The 19,574-nt window shown below is 39.7% G+C and carries 16 protein-coding genes, 3 tRNA genes and 1 pseudogene; 12 read left to right on the forward strand and 8 right to left on the reverse strand.

What is annotated here, in order from left to right:
- The first annotated feature begins 154 nt into the window (after positions 1-154).
- The gene (locus Q0064_RS00660) at positions 155-385 is read left to right on the forward strand and encodes a hypothetical protein (protein ID WP_298142758.1); all 231 of its coding nucleotides are present in this window, start codon (positions 155-157) and stop codon (positions 383-385) included.
- Positions 375-722 carry a type II toxin-antitoxin system PemK/MazF family toxin gene (locus Q0064_RS00665; protein WP_298142760.1) on the forward strand — a complete coding sequence of 116 codons (348 nt, stop codon included), beginning with the start codon at positions 375-377 and terminating at the stop codon, positions 720-722. Before Q0064_RS00660 ends, Q0064_RS00665 begins: the two co-directional genes overlap by 11 nt.
- A gap of 55 nt (positions 723-777) precedes the next feature.
- Here the strand turns inward: Q0064_RS00665 and Q0064_RS00670 are convergent, their stop codons facing one another.
- From Q0064_RS00670 to sppA, 3 genes are all read right to left on the reverse strand, one after another.
- A complete protein-coding gene (locus tag Q0064_RS00670; protein ID WP_298142763.1) occupies positions 778-1,332 on the reverse strand; it encodes a hypothetical protein in 555 nt (184 codons plus the stop codon).
- A 50-nt stretch (positions 1,333-1,382) separates the two neighbouring features.
- Positions 1,383-3,941: an AsmA-like C-terminal region-containing protein gene (locus tag Q0064_RS00675; protein WP_298142765.1), complete on the reverse strand. Its 2,559-nt coding sequence runs from the start codon at positions 3,939-3,941 to the stop codon at positions 1,383-1,385.
- Between the two features lie 72 nt (positions 3,942-4,013).
- Positions 4,014-5,777 (reverse strand): signal peptide peptidase SppA, encoded by a 1,764-nt coding sequence (gene sppA, locus Q0064_RS00680; RefSeq protein ID WP_298142769.1) that lies wholly within the window; start codon positions 5,775-5,777, stop codon positions 4,014-4,016.
- Positions 5,778-5,892: 115 nt separating this feature from the next.
- Here sppA and folK point away from each other — a divergent pair, with 115 nt between their 5' ends.
- The gene (gene folK, locus Q0064_RS00685) at positions 5,893-7,023 is read left to right on the forward strand and encodes a 2-amino-4-hydroxy-6-hydroxymethyldihydropteridine diphosphokinase (RefSeq protein WP_298142772.1); all 1,131 of its coding nucleotides are present in this window, start codon (positions 5,893-5,895) and stop codon (positions 7,021-7,023) included.
- A gap of 71 nt (positions 7,024-7,094) precedes the next feature.
- On the opposite strand, the gene Q0064_RS00690 is transcribed toward folK, so the two are convergent.
- Together Q0064_RS00690 and Q0064_RS00695 are read right to left on the reverse strand one after the other, a co-directional pair.
- Entirely contained in the window at positions 7,095-7,634 is a 540-nt protein-coding gene (locus Q0064_RS00690; RefSeq protein WP_298142775.1) for an RNA methyltransferase, read from the reverse strand.
- A gap of 115 nt (positions 7,635-7,749) precedes the next feature.
- Positions 7,750-8,259: a DUF1573 domain-containing protein gene (locus tag Q0064_RS00695; RefSeq protein WP_298142777.1), complete on the reverse strand. Its 510-nt coding sequence runs from the start codon at positions 8,257-8,259 to the stop codon at positions 7,750-7,752.
- 154 nt (positions 8,260-8,413) lie between these two features.
- On the opposite strand from Q0064_RS00695, the gene mutS reads away from it, so the two are divergent.
- The 4 genes from mutS to Q0064_RS00715 all read left to right on the forward strand — a co-directional run bounded on the left by mutS (position 8,414) and on the right by Q0064_RS00715 (position 11,726).
- On the forward strand, positions 8,414-11,023 hold the full coding sequence (mutS, locus tag Q0064_RS00700; protein WP_298142779.1) for a DNA mismatch repair protein MutS: 2,610 nt from the start codon (positions 8,414-8,416) through the stop codon (positions 11,021-11,023).
- A gap of 134 nt (positions 11,024-11,157) precedes the next feature.
- Positions 11,158-11,230 (forward strand) — tRNA-Gly (locus Q0064_RS00705).
- 14 nt (positions 11,231-11,244) lie between these two features.
- A tRNA-Leu gene (locus Q0064_RS00710) sits at positions 11,245-11,330 on the forward strand.
- A gap of 30 nt (positions 11,331-11,360) precedes the next feature.
- Positions 11,361-11,726: a DUF1508 domain-containing protein gene (locus Q0064_RS00715; RefSeq protein WP_298142782.1), complete on the forward strand. Its 366-nt coding sequence runs from the start codon at positions 11,361-11,363 to the stop codon at positions 11,724-11,726.
- Between the two features lie 295 nt (positions 11,727-12,021).
- On the opposite strand, the gene Q0064_RS00720 is transcribed toward Q0064_RS00715, so the two are convergent.
- Entirely contained in the window at positions 12,022-12,243 is a 222-nt protein-coding gene (locus tag Q0064_RS00720) for a hypothetical protein (RefSeq protein WP_298142785.1), read from the reverse strand.
- A gap of 163 nt (positions 12,244-12,406) precedes the next feature.
- Positions 12,407-14,560: a S46 family peptidase gene (locus tag Q0064_RS00725; RefSeq protein ID WP_298142789.1), complete on the reverse strand. Its 2,154-nt coding sequence runs from the start codon at positions 14,558-14,560 to the stop codon at positions 12,407-12,409.
- Positions 14,561-15,066: 506 nt separating this feature from the next.
- Here Q0064_RS00725 and Q0064_RS00730 point away from each other — a divergent pair.
- A pseudogene (locus Q0064_RS00730) lies at positions 15,067-16,368 on the forward strand (AbiH family protein).
- Positions 16,369-16,484: 116 nt separating this feature from the next.
- Here Q0064_RS00730 and Q0064_RS00735 read toward each other — a convergent pair.
- Positions 16,485-16,564 (reverse strand) — tRNA-Leu (locus tag Q0064_RS00735).
- 172 nt (positions 16,565-16,736) lie between these two features.
- On the opposite strand from Q0064_RS00735, the gene Q0064_RS00740 reads away from it, so the two are divergent.
- The 4 genes from Q0064_RS00740 to Q0064_RS00755 all read left to right on the forward strand — a co-directional run bounded on the left by Q0064_RS00740 (position 16,737) and on the right by Q0064_RS00755 (position 19,521).
- Positions 16,737-17,678 carry a ribose-phosphate pyrophosphokinase gene (locus Q0064_RS00740; protein WP_094486105.1) on the forward strand — a complete coding sequence of 314 codons (942 nt, stop codon included), beginning with the start codon at positions 16,737-16,739 and terminating at the stop codon, positions 17,676-17,678.
- A gap of 27 nt (positions 17,679-17,705) precedes the next feature.
- Positions 17,706-18,314, forward strand: a complete 609-nt coding sequence (locus Q0064_RS00745) for a 50S ribosomal protein L25/general stress protein Ctc (RefSeq protein ID WP_298142793.1) — start codon at positions 17,706-17,708, stop codon at positions 18,312-18,314.
- A 150-nt stretch (positions 18,315-18,464) separates the two neighbouring features.
- Positions 18,465-19,031 (forward strand): aminoacyl-tRNA hydrolase, encoded by a 567-nt coding sequence (gene pth / locus Q0064_RS00750; protein ID WP_298142796.1) that lies wholly within the window; start codon positions 18,465-18,467, stop codon positions 19,029-19,031.
- Complete coding sequence (locus tag Q0064_RS00755; RefSeq protein WP_298142799.1) at positions 19,021-19,521, forward strand: hypothetical protein; 501 nt, start codon at positions 19,021-19,023, stop codon at positions 19,519-19,521. Before pth ends, Q0064_RS00755 begins: the two co-directional genes overlap by 11 nt.
- The last annotated feature ends 53 nt before the right edge of the window (positions 19,522-19,574 follow it).

The raw sequence follows: 19,574 nt of genomic DNA on the forward strand, positions 1-19,574 counted from the left end.
GGGTTTCAAGCGCTTTTTGGCGTCACGGCTTTTCGTTTCAATCGCGGCCGCGGCATGAGTTACCGGCGTGTCGTTGTTCAAAGGCGAAAAATTACAAATTCTTTTCACTTTTACATCAAAAAATGACATACTTTTGGTATATTAAAATTACGTTATGAAAACCCTTTCTTTAAAAATCGATGATTCTATTTTCGGAGAAACAGAGAAAATTATTTCTAATATGAGTATTTCTCGCAATCGATATATTAATGAAGCAATTGCACATTACAATACGGTACAGCGTAGAAAAATAATAGAAATGAAACTTAGCGTCGAGTCGGCGTTAGTTAAAGATGACTCCATGAGAGTATTGGAAGATTTTGAAAGAATTGACTATGTTGATTAAGCAGTACGAGATTTGGATTGCAGATTTGAATCCACAAATAGGAACCGAAACAGGAAAAACAAGACCTGTCTTAATTGTTCAAACAGACTTACTAAATAAAACGCAACATCCTTCGTCGATTATTTGTCCTCTAACAACAAAGATTCATAGAGATTCTCAGATTTTGCGAGTTTATTTGAAAAAAGGAACAGGTGATTTACATGAAGAGTGCGACGTGATGATTGATCAAATTCGAGTAGTCGATAACAGAAGATTGTTAAAGAAAATAGGAGTTTTACCTCATGATTTAATTCAAACTATTAAAATGAATCTCGCTATTATACTAGATCTTGAATAACAAAGTATCCGAAAAAACCTGTGAAATTTTTCATTTATCAGATTGGTTCATTTTCCTAAAACGTATATCCAATGCGTAAATGTAAATCAGCAGCCGTTTCGCTTTCGCTGCGGTAAAATCTCCTTCCAATACCAAAACCAAGTTCATAATTGAAGTTCGTTTTCCCTATGTTTCTGCGAATGCCCCACTTAGGTATTACCGTTAGCTGTTGATTGATTGTTACATTAGCAACGTTGCTTATCACAAACCAATCGGGATGAAGCGACGTTTTAATTCCAAAAAAGTTTCCAGAATTATTTCTTGTTTGCTTTCCTTTTTCAGTGCGTTTCCCGAAATTGTAGTAAAAACGGGGCTCAATAGTAAACACAGGAGCTAAAACAAAACCGTTGTCATCGTTGCTTATGCCTCCGAAAAAACCTGCATCTAAGCCTGTCTCAGCCCGAAGTATAAAGTTTTTTGTTACGGGAAATTCAGCGCCAACCCACGTCCCTAAAAAGCCGGTTTGAACCTGAAACAAGGTCTTTTGCACCTCTTGTGCGTGGCAGTTAACAGTCGAAAAAACAGCGCTAGCTACTGCGCAAACAAAAGCAATCTTTCTAAATCTGGGCATTGGTTTTTAGTGTTTAAAAGCAATGCTAATCTAGTAATACTTTCAACAACTTACTCCTTTTTCTTTTTGTTCAACAAACCATTCAACAAATTTTTGGCTTTAGTCTTTGTCGAATTGGTCTTCGTAGTGTCTTTCTTACTGCCGGAAATCAAATTGTCTAAGGCTGTTGTACCTTTATCGATCAGCTTATCCTTTTGCTTTTTCACCAATTGATTCGTCAAGTTCGTAACGGCAGCTTTCATGTCGGTGCTCACCTTTGGTTTGCTAAAAGATCCTGTAAGAACGGCATTTATCGGTACATTGTCCAACTTGGCCATGTCGGCAGGTGTAATTTTAGCTGCGAGTTTGTTCAATTCCGAACCAAAATACTTAGCCGGAACATTCAATTTCAGGTCGTAATTCATTACCTGATCAAAGCCATGCGAACCGCCAATAACCGCCGAAATATCTTGGTATTTCAAGTTGAATGGCTTAATGTTTACCTTTCCGTTGGCAAACGATAAATTGGCTTTTACATCGTTGAGGTTAATTTTCGAAACATCGATAAACTTCAACGAACTCGATAAACTATTTAAAAAGCCGGCATTCTTTTCATTAATAGTCGTCGACAAAAACTGCCCGAATAAATCGCCCGTAATCGTCGATAAAACCGGAGTCATTTCCTGTGCGTCTAATGCTCCTTTTAAATCAATCGTGGTATTGATTTTGCCGTTTACAGCACCCGCAATAGGCGCTAAACTTTTCATCATTTCTAATTGCGTAAACGTTTGGTTGATGTCTACTTGATTCATTTTCAAAGCCATATCAAACAGCGGCTGTTTTGTTTTGGTAGAAACCGAACCGTTTGCACCAATCGATCCTCCAAAAACATTGGTTTTGAAGTCTTTAATCTGAATTTTCTCGTCTTTAATAATTGCAATAGCCGAATTATTACGCAAGGTTAAATTGTCGTAATACAACGTATTGATTTTTGCCGCAATACTACAATCTAAAAATGCGGGAATTTTTAATTCCGATTTTGGTGCCGAAGCAGTTGTTGTGGCTGGTGTTGCCGACATAAAATCGCTGGTGGATAACGAATTTGAGAACAGTGTGAAATTTCCTTTCAAGTTCTTATTCGCGAAAGCGTAGCCGTAAAAATCTTGAATTACACCACTGGCGCGCAAATCGGTTTTTCCGGTCGTCATTTCTAAATTCTCTAATTTAATTTGCGACGGATTAAAAGCTAAACTGCTGTTTTTGATGTAATATTTCTTTTTGTCTTCAGTGGTGTAGGTAAAACCGCTCAACGAAGCTGTACCGCTGCTCTTTACTTTTTCGTATTGTGCGTTTTGCACCGATGCCACATCAAATGCGGCTTGTAAATCGGCAGTAAGTATGCCACTTAAGGGCGTATCTAACTTTACCGGATACGCTTTTGCAAAATTACTTAAGTTGATTTTCCCTTTCACGGCAGCATCTACCAACTGGTTTCCAGTTAAGTTTTTCACTGTCGCTTTCGCGGAAAAAACATCCTGATCGATCTGAAAATTAAACTGATTTATCGCCAAATACGTGTCGGCGGTATTGCCGCTATCGTTCTGAATTTTGGCATCAATAGAAATATTTTGTACCGATTTAGGCATCGACGCGTATTTGAAGGAAGCGCCATCGGTTTTCATTTCTACAGCGAATTTCGGAATTTCGGTTTCGCTTAAAATGCCCTTCGCAAATCCTTTTAGTACAAGCTTTCCTGTGGTCGAAACATCTTTTAAATTGCCGGAATATTTCTCAGGAATTAACGCGAGGAAGTTTACAAAATCGGATGTTAAGGTGCTGAAAGTAAGATCGTAAACCTGTTGATTTTCTTTCATCGCCAACGATCCGTCGAAGTTCAATTCCAATTGGTTAATCTTAGCTTTATTTTCTTTGAATTGATAAAAACTATTTTTCAAATCCAAACCTAAAACCGCATCAAGTCCGAAAGCCACATTGTTTAAATAGGTGTCTTTGTTCATTCCAGCGGTAATTTTTGCCGAAGTTTTGGTCTCTAAATCCAATTTTTCGGAGGCAAAGTCGCCAATTCCCGAATGATTTAAGCTATCTATCTTCGCGAAAACGCCCGAACGTTCGTCGGTGTAAGTGATTTTATAATTTTTGATTTCGTAATTATCGATGGATAAATTTAGTGGCTTGCTTTCTTTGTCATCTTTTTCACTTTCATCTTTTAAAGCAATATCAAAATTAGAAATACCGTCTTTGTTATAACGAATGTTAACTACGCCATTTTCTGTTGCAAAAGACTGAATAACAATCGGTTCGTTTTCTGATTTGAACAATTCGGATATCGACATCTTCAAAGAAATTTCACCGATAGAGACCAGCGTATCGCCTTGAAACGGCGCTTTATTGATGATTTTAAAATCGGTTAGGCGTACCGATGCATTCGGAAAATTCCTCAACAGCGATAAATCGACATCACTAAAATTCACATCCGCAGCAACCGATTCGTTTATCGATTTTTTTACTTTTTCAATGATTTGGTCTTTAAAAAGTATCGGCGCAGTAAAAAGCAAGATGATTAAAATCAGTAGCGTTATACCCGTAATTTTCAGAATTTTCTTCAGCATAAAATTTCTTTTAAATGTCAATTATAGCGCAAAGGCGTTTGTCGCGTTTTTATTTTTGTTAGGAATTCAAAGTTAATTGAACTTCACCTCATAAGGTAAACGCAACTGAATACCTTTTTGTTTTGTAAGCTTGCGGTAGTTTTGGTAAACTTGATATTCTTGCTCACCCAGTTCGCTTCTAAGCAAATCTTCTTTAGCTTTAGCTACACCAAAGCCTCCAAGCATGTCTTCGATCGTTTTATCGAATTCGGGATAATTTCGAACCTTATACTCGTTGATTTTCGCCAGTTTCGCAGCTTCCTTTAACGCCAATGGCATACCGCCAAGTGCATCGACTAAACCGTTTTCTTTAGCTTGAACGCCCGACCACACCCGGCCTTGTCCAATTGCATCTACGGCTGTTTTACTCATTTTCCGACCGTCGGCAACACGTGTGATAAACGTATCGTACACAAATTCAATTTGTTTTTGGTAATAACTGCGCATTTGTGCATTCATCGGAGTGAAAACGCTGTAACTCGCCGATTGTGCATGCGTATTAACTTGTTCGGCATCAATTCCCGCTTTGTCTGCTAAATTGCTCATGTTAGGTAGCAGGCCAAAAACGCCAATAGAACCTGTAATAGTGTTGGGTTCGGCTATAATTTTATTGGCACCACAGGCAATGTAATATCCACCGCTGGCGGCATAGTTGCCCATAGAAACCACTACTGGTTTTACTTTCTTGGTGAGCGCAATTTCACGCCAAATAAGTTCCGAAGTTGTGGCATCGCCGCCCGGACTATCCACTCGCAAAACAACCGCTTTAACGTTTTCGTCTTCTCGTGCTTCGCGCAATGCTCTGCGTACGGCACCATCGCCAATTTGGTTTACATCGCCTTCACCGGGTAAAATATCACCTTGGGCGTAAACCACCGCGATCACATCGTCACTGTCAACTGATTTTGGTGTGTTCGTTATTGAGAACGCATAATCGGCAAGCGATACCTTATTGATCTCTTCGTCTTTTTGTACGTCGAGTTTCTTTTTGAGCATATCGGTGTATTGATCTTCGTAAATAAGTTGATCTACCAATTTGTTACGGAGCGCGTCAGTAGCAAAGGTACCACCTAAACTGTCGGCAATTCGATCTAAATCCGTGTTTGTAATTTTACGCGATTGTGTTATTTCAGTTGCCATCGTTCCCCAAATCGATTGCAACATTTCGGTCAATTGTTCTCGGTTGGCCTCGCTCATTTTGTTGTCGAGAAAAGGTTCCACAGCACTTTTGTATTTTCCGTGGCGAATAACCTCAAAGTTAAAACCGCTTTTTTCTTGAAAATCTTTAAAGAACAGCACTTCTGTGGAAAGTCCGCGTAAGTCGACAGAACCGACCGGATTCAAATAAACGGCCTGAGCAGCCGAACTTAAGTAGTAATCTTTTTGGTCGTAATTGGTGCTGTATGCGTAGACAAATTTTCCGGATTTGCGGAATTCTACCAGGGCATCCCGCAAGGCTTTTGTTTGCGCCATACCTAGTGCCGATTTAGTATTTAACAGCGAAATTCCTGCAATTTTCTCATCGTCGGCAGCTGCTGCAATAGCTTCTAAAGCCTCGCTCACGCCCACGCGATTTTTCCCAGCAAATAGAGTTACCAACGGGTCGGAGTATTTTCCTACATAATCAGTCGAAAAGTCCGATAAATCAATTTCGAGAACACTATTTTCTTTAACGCTAACAACACCTTCGTCGGAGCTTCCAAAGATGGCTCCGATCACTAAAAAGCTAAAGAAAAGTAGTATGAAGAAGGCAAATATGCCTACTATGCTAGCTAAAACGTTACTTAAAAATTTCATTAATACTGTGTTTTTCCTATTAGATGATTTTTTGCGAGTGCTGTTACAATTTTACGGCAAATTAGCTCAAATTGTCCAACGGGTTTTATGTAATTTCGCCGTCTGTTATTAAATCATGATTCACACCGCATATATTGGAGTTGGCAGTAATGAAGGCGATAGTTTCGAAATTATCGAGCAGGCTGTCCGCGAAATTCACGAACAAATAGGTTCGGTAGTGGCTATTTCACCCATTTATATGTCTGCTGCCATCGGATTTTCTGGCCCCGAATTTCTCAATGCAGTAATCAAAGTCCATACATTTTACGAGCCCTTGCAAGTTCTCCGTTGTTTGCTTTCGCTAGAAGCAGAATATGGAAGAGTGCGCGACGCATCGGGAGGATATCGTTCGAGAACACTCGATTTAGACGTCTTACTTTTTAACGACCAGCATATAAATGTACCGGAGCTTATAGTTCCGCATCCGCGTATGCACGAACGCCTTTTTGTTTTGCTTCCTTTGTCGGATGTGTACGATGCGCAACAAATTCCAGGAATTAACGAAAGCATCAATCAACTTATTTCGAAGTGTCGCGAACAGCAAATCCATAAAACAGCAAAGCAAATTCATCTTCCCGTTCAAAAATTAGCGAAAGAGCATTTGCGCTATTTGGTTGTGGAAGGAAATATTGGTGCGGGGAAAAGTTCGTTGTCTGCTCGTTTGGCGGCCGATTACAATGGCAAGCAAGTATTGGAGCGTTTTGCCGATAATCCGTTTCTTCCTAAATTTTACGACGATCCGCAACGGTATGCGTTTCCCTTGGAAATGTCTTTTTTGGCAGATCGTTACAGGCAGTTGATGGAAGATTTGCTACAAGTTGATTTGTTTTCAGATTTTATCGTAGCGGACTACTACATTTTGAAGTCGGTTATTTTTGCCAACGTGAATCTAAATGAAGACGAATTTCGATTGTACAAAACCTTGTTCGACATCATGTACAAGGAAATTCCGAAACCCGATTTGTACGTTTATTTGTATCGCAGCACCGAAAGTTTGCTTCAAAATATTAAGAAACGCGGTCGCGAGTACGAACAAAATATAGAAGCGTCGTATTTAGAGAAAATCAATGCAGGTTACGTGGCTTTTTTGAAATCGGAATCGCAAATGCGTGTACTGGTGATCGATGTGAGCGAATTAGATTTTGTTGAAAATCAGCGCGACTATCTTCAGATTGTCGATCAAATAGCCGACGCCATCGCCCAATAAATTTTTTTACAGCGGCTAAATCCCAAATTTCAAGCGATTTGACAAGAATTTTTATGACAGAATCAGGTTGCTTAGTTGGAAAAAGCGTTTAATTTTCGAGCGAATTCCCAAAGTACAATTCCTGCGGATACCGAGATGTTTAACGAATGTTTGCTTCCGAGCTGCGGAATTTCAATAACGCCGTCGCAAGCATTAATCACTTCCTGTTCGACACCAAAAACTTCATTTCCAAAAATTAGTGCGGTAAGTTCTTTTGGATTCGGATTTACTTGATGAAGGAATGCCGCTTGCTCGGTTTGCTCTACGGCAAAAATAGTGGCATTTCTTTTTTTTAATTCTGCGACAGCTTCGAGTGTCGTTCCAAAATACGACCAATTCACGGTCTCAGTAGCGCCGAGTGCCGTTTTATGAATTTCCTTGTTTGGGGGCGTCGCTGTAATCCCGCAAAGAAATATTTCGGAAACTAAAAATGCGTCGGAACTACGGAAAATGGAACCGATGTTATTTAAACTTCGCACTTGATCTAAAACAACAATGATAGGAAGTTTAGCTGCATTTTTAAAGCCTTCAACATCTTTTCGATTGAGTTCGTGATTCTCGAGTTTGCGCATAATTTTCAAAGGATATAGTTGTTTTTGCGAAGCAGTACTTGAAAAATGTTGCCGCTTCAATAACAAAGAAAAGCCACCCGAGTAAAGGTGGCTTGAAGTATAAAAATAAGATGAATTAGCTTTTAGTTGGAGCCGGTGCCGGTGGCGCTGGATTTGGATCGTTAACCACACCTTTAATAGTAAGCGTTTTGTTAGCCTCTGGTAAATTAGTAGTTAAAGTAACCGTTTTTTGGAAAGCACCAACGCGATTCGTATCGTATTTAACTCCGATTACTGCCTTTTGACCAGGCATGATTGGGTCTTTTGGGAAGGTCGGAACTGTACAACCGCAAGAACCTTTTGCATCAGAAATAATTAAAGGCTCAGTACCATTGTTGGTAAGAACAAACTCTCTTTTTCCATCGGCATTTCTGTCAATAGTACCGTAGTCGATTACTTCAGTTTCGAAAACCATACCTGGGCCGCTAGTTTTTGTAAGCGGGCTGGTTGGTTTTGCTACTACTCCAGGCTTAGCTACAGTTTTTACTTCAGTTTTAGCTTTCGGAGCTACTTTCTTACTCGACTCTTGTGCGTATCCGGCAAATGCGAAACATGCAAGAGCTAATACTACTATACTTTTTTTCATTTCTTTTAATTTTAAAAATTAATTTCTTGGTCAAATTTATAAATTATACCTTTATACCTTCGTTGTGAAGACAGAATTTTTGTTAAATCGGCCGGGATTAACAATTCATTTAATGATTGTTAACAAGCCTTTCAAATCCTAAACCTTTTTTCGATTGAGTTCAAAAACTAAAGACATCAAAGAAACACCTTTGATGAAGCAATACAATGAAATTAAGCGAAAGTATCCCGATGCTTGTTTGCTTTTCCGCGTAGGCGATTTCTATGAAACTTTTGGCGAAGATGCGATTCGCGCTTCTAAAATTTTGGGAATCATACTTACCAAACGAGGAAACGGCAGCGAAAGCGAAACGGCATTGGCGGGCTTCCCGCACCATTCGTTAAACACCTACTTGCCTAAGCTCGTGAAAGCAGGCTTGCGCGTGGCCATTTGCGATCAGTTGGAAGATCCAAAACTCACCAAAACCATTGTTAAGCGCGGCGTTACCGAACTAGTTACGCCGGGTGTTTCGCTTAACGATGAAGTGCTGCAAGCGCAGTCGAATAATTTTTTGGCCGCATTGCATTTCGGTAAACAGCGAATAGGTGTGAGTTTTCTCGATGTGTCTACAGGCGAATTTCTCGTTTCGCAAGGCGATCAAGAATACATCGATAAGCTGATGCAGAATTTTGCGCCCAGCGAAGTATTGGTAAACAAACCCGATAAAGCGGCATTTCGTGCACAATTTGGAGAGTCGTTCCACAGTTTTTTCTTAGAAGATTGGATTTTTAAAGACGATTTTGCCTTTGAAAAATTAACCCAGCATTTTCAAACCATTACCTTGAAAGGTTTTGGCATCGAAGATCTGAACGAAGGTATTGTTGCTGCGGGAGCCATTTTGCACTATCTAAGCGAAACCCAACACAACAAGCTTCAACATATTAATGCCATACAACGCATCTCGGAGTCGGCTTATGTTTGGATGGATAAATTTACCATTCGCAACCTCGAATTGTACCATTCCTACAATCCCAATGCTGTAACTTTACTGGATGTAATTGATAAAACGCTGTCGCCAATGGGAAGTCGCCTGCTAAAGCGTTGGTTGGCGCTTCCGCTGAAAGATCTGGCAGCAATCACGCAACGTCACGATGTTGTGGAGTTACTCACCAAAAACACAGCGCTTTTACAAGAATTTCAAACACAAATCCGCCAAATATCCGATCTCGAACGCCTCATTTCAAAATTGGCAACCGGACGCGTTAGTCCACGTGAATTAATGCAACTCAAGCATTCATTGGATGCAATCGTTCCTATTAAAGAATTGGCTGAAAAGAGCGGACAGGAAGCTTTGCGAATCATTGGCGATAGCTTAAATAGTTGTGATATACTTCGCGAGAAAATTGCAAAAACGCTCAATCCCGATGCTCCCGTTGCATTGAACAAAGGGAATGTTATTGCTGCAGGTATTGATGCAACACTCGACGAACTGCGCCAAATTTCAGGCAGTGGCAAGCAGTACTTACAAGGCATTGAACAACGCGAATCGGAAGCAACCGGAATCAGTTCGTTGAAAATCTCATTTAATAATGTGTTTGGCTACTACATCGAAGTGCGCAACACGCATAAAGATAAGGTGCCCGAATCGTGGATTAGAAAACAAACCCTAGTTAATGCCGAGCGCTACATTACCGAAGAACTCAAAGAGTACGAAACTAAAATTTTAGGTGCCGAAGAACGCATCTCTAAAATTGAAGCCCAACTTTTTGAAGACCTTATTAAATGGGTGAGTACCTACATCAAACCCGTACAATTGAATGCGAGTTTGGTTGCAAAACTCGACTGCCTGTGCTCGTTTGCGTTATTGGCGATTGAAAACAATTACAGCCGACCCGAAATTGATGAATCGTTCCGACTAGAAATTTCTGGCGGAAGACATCCCGTTATTGAAAAACAATTGCCGCCAGGAACACCCTATATTTCGAACGATTTATATCTAGACAGCGAGACGCAACAAATCATGATGATTACCGGTCCGAATATGTCGGGTAAATCGGCAATATTGCGTCAAACGGCTTTAATCGTGTTGTTAGCACAAATGGGTTCGTTTGTACCTGCCGATCAAGTAAAAATGGGATTGTGTGATAAAATCTTCACGCGCGTTGGCGCCAGCGATAACATATCGGTTGGCGAATCGACTTTTATGGTGGAAATGAACGAAACCGCATCGATATTGAATAATCTGTCGGATCGCAGTTTAATTTTATTGGATGAAATTGGCCGGGGTACGAGCACCTACGACGGTATTTCGATTGCTTGGGCTATCGCCGAATTCATTCACGAACATCCGTTTGCACCAAAAACCTTATTTGCTACGCATTATCACGAGTTGAATGAAATGTCGGAACGTTTCAAACGCATCAAAAATTACAATGTTGCGGTTAAAGAATTACCAGATTCGGTACTGTTTATGCGAAAGTTGGTAGCCGGAGGCAGTGCACACAGCTTTGGTATTCACGTGGCTAAAATGGCTGGTATGCCACAAACGGTCGTGCAAAAGGCAAAAAAGATTCTAACAAAGCTCGAACGCGAACACGGTGGTAATTTATCGGATAACATCCGAAAAATGGAAAACGATATGCAGCTAAGTATTTTTCAAATGGATGATCCGGTTATGGAAGAAATCCGAGAGGAATTGCAAGCCATCCAAATCGATACCTTCACACCAATCGAAGCACTAATGAAGCTAAATGAATTGAAGCGCCTTGTGTCGAAAACAAAATGATATGGGCTAAGCTATTTTTAGTCAGTCTTTTAGCGGTTGACTGTAATTTTTTTTGTATTTTGTGCTTGCAAATAAAACAGAAAGGTGTAAATTTGCCCTCGCATTACAAAAGTAGCGCAGTTCTTCAATTTCATGCGAAAATAGCTCAGTTGGTAGAGCGCGACCTTGCCAAGGTCGAGGTCGCGGGTTCGAGCCCCGTTTTTCGCTCAAGATTCACATTCGCTCGGATGGTGAAATTGGTAGACACGCTGGACTTAAAATCCAGTGAACAGCAATGTTCGTGCGGGTTCAAGTCCCGCTCTGAGTACAAAAAGCCTTTTCATCTGAAGAGGCTTTTTTGTTTAATAAGCTTTTTATTTTGGGCGTATTTTCCATTTATCGTTCTAAAGACGGGCAGTATCGTTTTTGCTTCAATTCCCGAAAAGGCAAACCGCTATTTACTTCTTCAAAATTTGAATTGCGCTTTGAGTGCGAAGACGCGGTGCGTGTGCTTCAAGAAGCTGTAGGTTTGCTAACCTTCGAAACTACCAAAAACAGCGACGGTTCGGTTACTTTGGTTTGCCAATTCGAGACCTTTCTCATAAAAAGCAGAAAGTTTACCACAGCATTTCGCCAGCAAAAGGCAGTGGATGAACTCAAAAGAACCGCTGCAAAAGCCGAAGTACTCGATTTTAGTTCGGCCTTAGATGTATTTCCCGAATAGACTTCTACAACTTTCTTAAATCAATTTCAAAGCACTTGCTTATTCAAGCAGTTTAGTTTTTTTACCGCGGTAAATATTTATTAAAACTACTTGAAACATATTTTTGATAAGTAGTCATGTGTTTGATTCCTAATCAAGCCAAGAAAACGAACTCTTGGTATATGCGTAGTCACGAAAAACGAAAAGCGGCTTTGTGGAGTAGGGAAGTGGCTAAAAAAAAGTGTAGCGGCTCAGTTTTGATATAAATAAAAAAGCCTCGGAAAACCGAGGCTTTAAAATCATTAGATGTTTCTAATTATTTTTTAGCAGCATCAGCAGCAGGAGCAGCTTCTGCAGGAGCAGCAGCAGCGTCAGCAGCAGGAGCAGAAGTAGTGTCTTCAGCAGCAGGAGCAGCCTCTTCTACAGCAGGAGCCTCAACAGCTGGAGTTTCCTCAGCAGGAGCCTCAGCAGCTTTCTCTTTACAAGATACTACAGTTAATGCAGCGATAACAGCGAAACTTAAAAATACTTTTTTCATCTTACTTTAAATTATAAAAGGTTAATTATTAATTCGATGCAAAGATATAATTTTTTTAATACGACAATCAGAATCTGAAGTTTTTTTAAAAATCCTATTCCTTACAACGCCAAAACAACTTACAAGTACCGTGCCAAAATTGTTTTAAACGTTAAAAAAATCTTTATTTTTTTAAACCAATGATTTTCAGTTCGTTGATTAGATTCTGCGCGTTTGCAAACTTGTCGATGATGAATAAAATGTAGCGCGCGTCAACCATGATGTTTCTGCAAATCGCCGGATCATAGTAAATGTCGCTCATAGTTCCTTCCCAAACGCGATCAAAATTCAATCCAATCAAGTTGCCTTTCGCGTCAAGCGCCGGACTTCCACTGTTTCCTCCTGTGGTATGGTTAGTTCCAATAAAGCACACCGGCATCTTTCCGTTTTCTGCATACTTACCGTAATCTTTCTTTTCATACAATTCAATCAGCTTTTGCGGTACATCAAACTCGTAATCGCCCGGAATGTACTTTTCCAAAACACCATCTAAATACGATTTGCTCGTATATAAAGTAGCGTCTTTCGGCTGATAGCCTTTCACCTTGCCATAGGTAATGCGCAACGTACTGTTTGCGTCCGGAAACATGCGGTCGATCGCTTTCAACTCATATAAAGCTTTGGTGTACAGCTTTTGTGTAGCCGTGATTTTTGCATTAATTTCCTCGTATTTCGGCGCAACCATAGTGGTATACGCTAAGGCGATATCCGACATCAGTTGCACACCCGGATCGGCACTTAATTTTGTTTTCACTTCAGCTAGACCACCACTCAATAGGTTTTTTACTTGTGCGTAGTTGCTTACGGCCGATTTCTGATACAATTTCTCGGTAAGCGTTGCAGCCGTCTCGTTTTTTAACTTCTCCGGAAGGAAAGCCTTGGGGTAGTCTGCCAGATAAATACCAATTAAGGTGTTAAACACTTGTTGATCTACTTCCAAATTAAAATCTTTGTAAAATGCTGGTAATCCGTCGATCAGTGCTTTTCTTCGCTCTTCAAAAGTAGCTTCGCTCTTGGCGTCGGTACCCAACTGGCTCAGTTGATACAATTTAAAAGCGGTTGCCGTAAGCTCTGTATTGCGCAAGAAAATCTCGTTAAAGTAATCGCGTGCTACCGCATAGGGTTTAATAGCGGTATAGTGTTTTTCGAAATCGCTGAGTAAATTTCCGTAAGCTGCAGTCTGATTTTTCTCAACCAACAACTGCTTGAACTTCTCTTCGTCGGCACGCTTCTTTCCAACGGCATCCGATTTTTTCAAACCTTGAGATTCTCCAATCCACTTCTTCCAATAATTGGCTATCGCCGCGTATTTTGCAGCGTACTGTATTTTAATTGCTTGATTTTTACGCATAAATCCGTCCTGAACTTTCAAAGCTTGCTCGCGAACTTTAATACGAGCCGGATTTAAATCGTTCACAATTTGCGAAACAGCCACCGCCGGCAAATATTCTTGCGTACGACCCGGATAACCCATTACCATGGTAAAGTCGTTGTCCTTTACGCCCGCAATCGAGATCGGAAAAAAGTGCTTGGGTTTGTACGGCACATTGTCTTTAGAATACTTCGCAGGTCGGTTGTTTTTGTCGGCATAAATTCGAAACAACGAAAAGTCGCCGGTATGTCTCGGCCACACCCAATTGTCGGTATCCGATCCAAATTTTCCGATGCTCGACGGCGGAGCGCCCACTAAACGAACATCTTCAAAGCTTTCGGTTACAAAAAGCAAGTACTGGTTGCCGTCGAAAAACGAGCGTACAAAACTGCCTTGCCAGCTTTCTTTTTTCGTTTCTTTTTGCACTCTGGCAATATTTTCTTTAATGCGTTGCTGTTTGTTCACTTCGCTGTTGAGGTCGGCAACGCCTTCGAGTACAGCCGTGGTTACGTCGGTAATGCTAACAATAAACGTTACTTCTAAACTCGGGTTCGGCAATTCTTCTTCCAACGAATACGCCCAAAAACCATTAGTAATGTAATCGTGTTCAAGGGTAGAATGCGATTGGATTTCGTCGAAACCACAATGATGATTGGTCAGCAAAAGTCCGTTTGGCGAAATAACTTCCGCAGTACAACCGCCGTTAAATTGCGGAACAGCATCTTTTAAGCTCGATTTATTCGTGTCGTAAATATCTTTCAAAGAAATTTTCAATCCGAGTTTCTTCATTTCCTTTTCGCGCGTTCCATCGAGTAGGGAAGGAACCCACATGCCGCCTTGCTGGGCAAACGACAGTTGGAGGAATAACAGTAAGAGCGCGAGTACGAGTTTATTTTTGTAGTGCATATCAAAAAATTAAAACAAAATTTCGGTCTCGCAAGTTGCTAATTTACGGTGAGAAATGCGGCTTAAATGTTTACTAAATTTCAAGTTGATTTTTTAGAAGCTATTCCCGCTTTCCGCAGTAGTGCCACCTCAAAACGCAACAATGCCTAAAAGTTTGTTCGGCTTCTTTGGTCGCCAACCAAACTTCTGGTATTGTAAGCGGTTTCTTACTGGCAGCTATTTTGCTTCAATCGGGGCTATGCGGATCGTTACCAGGAAATAGTTTTTAGTTGTATTACATACTCGATAAGATGTTATTAACTATGTTTAATCTGGATGTGAAAGAAATTTCATATGAAATAATTTTTATAATTAGTTGAATTCGCTTTTTATTTGAAGTAGCTTTTTCAAAATTTTATTTGCATTGACTTCTTTTTTTACATCAGATTCTTTTTACACTTCCCAGAGATTTGAGAAATTTGAAAATGTTTAATGTTTGAATTTGAGAACTTTTAATTGATGCTAAGATGAATAGAATAATATTGATTGGAAATGGATTCGATTTAGCGCATGGAATGAAAACTCGTTATACTGATTTTATTTCGGATTATTGGAATAATATAATCCTAGAACTAAAGAAGAAGATTGCAGGTAATATGACTTCAATTCCACAAATATTTGATAATGGGGATATCATCATTAAGAATTTGCCTGGGCCTTTTATTAATTCCTTTCAAATTACGGCGTCAAGCTTTGAAGAGCTAAAGGTGGATTTAATGCAAATAAATTCTGGGATAGATTTCAAGAATAAATTCCTTGAAATTTTAACTTCTAAGCATAATGAACAGAGCTGGGTTGATATTGAAGTTGAATATTATGGGCTTTTAAAGAAATCTTTCAAAGATAAGTCGACCATGTATTCTATTAAAAAATTAAACAATGATTTTCGTAGCGTCAAGATTTTACTGGAGAATTACTTGATAAAAATTGAAAAAGAGTTTAATGAGAGTTTTAAATTCAAACCTGATTATCAAATAATTAAAGAAACTATTGGTTTTCAAATATATGCTCCTTTCGATCATAGAGATTTAGATGAGTCTTCACTATCGGAAAAGGCTCAAACTGAATTTGAAAGCTTACAAAATGATTTAAGTGATATTCGTAAGGGATTAAAGAAACAGAATGATCTTGTATCTAAGCGCCAATATTTAATCAGTCGTGTAAGCGAAAATACGAATGTGAACGACATTAAAAAATTACTTGTAGCCGAAAACGCGATAAATTATTTTGATCTTAGTCCAAGTGAAATTTTGTTCTTAAATTTCAACTACACTTCAACTGAAGAAATTTATAGGTATCCATCTCAATTTGAAGCCTATGACTAATTACGTGATATAGTTCGTAAGGTTATTCACATACATGGTACAACTGATCAATACGATAAAAATGAAGTCATTTTCGGTTTTGGAGACGAGTTGGATAAAGATTACAGAGAAATAGAGGATTTACATGACAATGATTATCTCGAAAATGTCAAATCAATCAAATACTTGGAAACAGACAACTTCAAAAAGTTGCTACAATTTATAAATTCTGATAAATATCAAATATTTATAATGGGACATTCTTGTGGAGTCTCAGACCGAACCTTACTAAACACGCTTTTTGAGCATAAAAATTGTGCGTCAATCAAGCCTTTTTATTACAAGATAGATGAAGAGTCAGACAACTATAGCGATCTTGTGAGAAACATTTCTAGAAGTTTTAATAGTAAATCTCTAATGAGAGATAAAGTTGTAAATAAAAAGTACTGTAAGCCAATTAGATGAACTAAAAGTGAATAACTTCTTGAATTGGCAAATCTTAAACCAAATACTAACTAGAATTCTAGTTCTCTATTCATTAAAAAACAAAAAAAGCTGTCAAATCTGACAGCTTTTTAACGTACCCGGAGCCGGAGTCGAACCGGCACGGTTTCCCACAGGTGTTTGAGACCAGCGCGTCTACCAATTCCGCCATCCGGGCAAAACTGCGCACAAAAGGACCATTCCTTTCAAACACGCGGCAAAGGTAAAAATTATTTTTATTCAGCAATGCAAATAAGTGGCTATTTTTAGTGGTTGCTTCATTTAAATTTATAATTTTGCACCTCGCTTACAACAACAACTACTAACATACTACTAAACAAGACAATAACATGTCACATCAAGAACCGGAAGCTAAAATTTTCGCCTGTTCCCAAAGTGTCTATCTCGCCGAACAGATCGCTAAACACTATGGCGTTCAACTAGGTAAGGTAACGTTCTCAAAATATTCTGACGGAGAATTTCAGCCTTCTTACGAAGAGTCGATTCGAGGAATTCGCGTATTTATCGTGTGTTCTACCTTTCCAAGTGCCGATAACCTCATGGAGTTATTGCTCATGATCGATGCCGCAAAACGCGCATCGGCACGACATATCACTCCCGTGATTCCGTACTTCGGCTGGGCCAGACAAGATCGTAAAGACAAACCTCGTGTGCCAATTGGAGCTAAGCTAGTAGCCAAACTACTCGAAGCAGCAGGTGCAACGCGTATCATGACCATGGATTTACACGCAGATCAAATCCAAGGGTTTTTCGAAAAGCCAGTAGATCACCTGTTTGCATCTACCATCTTCTTGCCCTACGTAAAATCGCTAAATCTCGACAATCTCACCATCGCATCACCCGATATGGGAGGCTCTAAAAGAGCATACGCCTATTCAAAATTCCTAGAATCCGACGTGGTAATCTGTTACAAACAGCGAAAAGTCGCCAATGTTATCGACACCATGGAACTGATCGGAGAAGTGAAAGGACGCAATGTGATACTGGTCGACGATATGATCGATACCGGCGGTACGCTCGCGAAAGCAGCCGATTTGATGATCGAAAAAGGTGCATTAAGCGTTCGAGCCATTTGTACCCACGCTATTTTATCAGGCGACGCCTACGAGAAGATTGAAAACTCCAAACTCAGCGAACTAATCACAACCGATTCTATTCCGCTGAAAAAGCAAACGCCAAAAATTAAAGTAGTGAGCTGCGCACCGCTGTTTGCAGAAGTAATGCAAATGGTGCAGCACAACAACTCGATTAGCGGCAAATTTTTAATGTAATTTAATTGTTTAACTATATTTTTTAAAATGAAATCGATTACTATCAAAGGATCTGAAAGAGAAAGCGTGGGCAAATCGGCAACGAAAGCCTTGCGTAATGCTGGAATGATTCCTTGCGTTTTATACGGAGGAAATCAGACGGTGCATTTCGCAGCTGAAGAAGGCGCTTTTAAAAACTTGATTTACACTCCAAACGCACACACAGTTGTGATCGATTTGGGAAGCAAAAAGTTCGAAGCTGTTTTGCAAGACATCCAACAACACCCAGTAACTGACAAAATTCTTCACATCGACTTCTATCAATTGTTCGATGACAAAGAAGTAACGATCGAAGTTCCTGTAAAAGTTGTAGGTACTTCTAAAGGTGTACTTGCAGGTGGTGTTCTTCGTTTGAACCAACGCAAATTGAAGGTGAAAGCTTTACCAAAAGATTTACCAGATTTTGTAGAGGCTGATATCACGCCGCTTGAAATGGGTAACAAATTGTATGTAACTAAGTTAGAAACTAAGAATTTCAAACTGTTACACCCAGACAATACTGTAGTAGCGCAAGTGAAGATTTCACGTGCTGCAATGAAAGCCGCTCAAGAAGCAGCAAAAGCAGCAAAAGCTCCTGCAAAAGGAAAGAAAAAGTAATTCGAATTACTTTTCAACAAAAAGCATCGGTTTTTTCCGATGCTTTTTTTATTGAACAATATTGAAGTCGCTTAAATTTGAACACTTAAGTAAAAAGTAATGTTACTGAGAATTAAGCGCCTTTTTGGTGTAGAACGCAAGGACGAATTCATGAAAAAGTTTTTAATTGTAGGTCTGGGAAACATCGGCGAAGAATATCGAGAAACCAGACACAACATCGGCTTTAAAGTGGTAGAAGCTTTAGCCAGCAGCGAATCGGCTTCTTTTAAATCGGTTCGTTTCGGAGAAATGGCCGAAGTCAAAGTGAAAGGAAGAACAGCATTACTCCTTAAACCCAATACGTATATGAACCTCAGTGGAAAAGCAGTGAAGTATTGGATGGATAGCGAGAAAATTCCGTTAGAAAATATTCTTGTTATCACCGACGACCTCAATCTGAGTTTCGGCACCATTCGCATCAAAGCAAAAGGAAGTGATGGAGGGCATAACGGACTCAAAAGTTTACAGGCCGAATTACAATCGCAAGCCTATCCGCGTTTTCGTTTCGGCATTAGCGATGCGTTCAAAAAAGGTCAGCAAGTCGATTATGTGTTGGGAAAATGGACCGCAGAGGAAAACAAACTTCTTCCCGAACGTTTAGATCTCGCGTCGCAGGCGATAAAATCATTCGTATTTTCGGGACTACAAAACACAATGAACCAATTCAATGGCAAATAAAACAATTCTAGCATTTACAGCAGTTTGCTTACTTTTTGCGTGTAAGTCGGCACCCTCGTATTCTAAAGTAAATCCGCTAACTAATTGCGCAGTCGATTTTAAATGCAGTGAAACCTTACACAAAAATGCTTCGTTGGAATTTAAAATGGCAGAATATGGGAACGCTACGGCAACAATAGTCGAGCAGCAAGAAAGTTTAGTGGTAGAGTTAACTAAAGATAAAATAGTAGAAAAAGGAATTCAAGATGCCAATTACCGCGAACACTTTTTGATACAGCTTGCCGATCCAAAGAAAACTGTAGGTGTTAGTGCGGTTCAAAAATTTGTGTTCGGAAAATTCTGCTACTGTAAAGGCGAGGCGGGCTATTTCGAAGTCACCGATTTTGAAGTAAGCTATACTTCGAACGGAAAGGTGGGTCGATATGTCATTACTTACAGCGTTCCGAACAGCAAAATTCAGAAACAAAAAATTGAATTCGAATTGCGTTAAAAACTAATAAATTTTAGAATTTGCGATCATAAAAAAAAACGGCGATTCAAATA

The organism is Flavobacterium sp. (genome assembly GCF_027490375.1).
Taxonomy (GTDB): domain Bacteria; phylum Bacteroidota; class Bacteroidia; order Flavobacteriales; family Flavobacteriaceae; genus Flavobacterium.

Bases quoted from the DNA above. Each gene is read 5' to 3' on its own strand.
- Q0064_RS00660 (WP_298142758.1), top strand. From the start codon at position 155: ATGAAAACCCTTTCTTTAAAAATCGATGATTCTATTTTCGGAGAAACA.
- Q0064_RS00665 (WP_298142760.1), top strand. From the start codon at position 375: ATGTTGATTAAGCAGTACGAGATTTGGATTGCAGATTTGAATCCACAA.
- Q0064_RS00670 (WP_298142763.1), bottom strand. From the start codon at position 1,332: ATGCCCAGATTTAGAAAGATTGCTTTTGTTTGCGCAGTAGCTAGCGCT.
- Q0064_RS00675 (WP_298142765.1), bottom strand. From the start codon at position 3,941: ATGCTGAAGAAAATTCTGAAAATTACGGGTATAACGCTACTGATTTTA.
- sppA (WP_298142769.1), bottom strand. From the start codon at position 5,777: ATGAAATTTTTAAGTAACGTTTTAGCTAGCATAGTAGGCATATTTGCC.
- folK (WP_298142772.1), top strand. From the start codon at position 5,893: ATGATTCACACCGCATATATTGGAGTTGGCAGTAATGAAGGCGATAGT.
- Q0064_RS00690 (WP_298142775.1), bottom strand. From the start codon at position 7,634: ATGCGCAAACTCGAGAATCACGAACTCAATCGAAAAGATGTTGAAGGC.
- Q0064_RS00695 (WP_298142777.1), bottom strand. From the start codon at position 8,259: ATGAAAAAAAGTATAGTAGTATTAGCTCTTGCATGTTTCGCATTTGCC.
- Q0064_RS00720 (WP_298142785.1), bottom strand. From the start codon at position 12,243: ATGAAAAAAGTATTTTTAAGTTTCGCTGTTATCGCTGCATTAACTGTA.
- Q0064_RS00725 (WP_298142789.1), bottom strand. From the start codon at position 14,560: ATGCACTACAAAAATAAACTCGTACTCGCGCTCTTACTGTTATTCCTC.
- Q0064_RS00740 (WP_094486105.1), top strand. From the start codon at position 16,737: ATGTCACATCAAGAACCGGAAGCTAAAATTTTCGCCTGTTCCCAAAGT.
- Q0064_RS00745 (WP_298142793.1), top strand. From the start codon at position 17,706: ATGAAATCGATTACTATCAAAGGATCTGAAAGAGAAAGCGTGGGCAAA.
- pth (WP_298142796.1), top strand. From the start codon at position 18,465: ATGAAAAAGTTTTTAATTGTAGGTCTGGGAAACATCGGCGAAGAATAT.
- Q0064_RS00755 (WP_298142799.1), top strand. From the start codon at position 19,021: ATGGCAAATAAAACAATTCTAGCATTTACAGCAGTTTGCTTACTTTTT.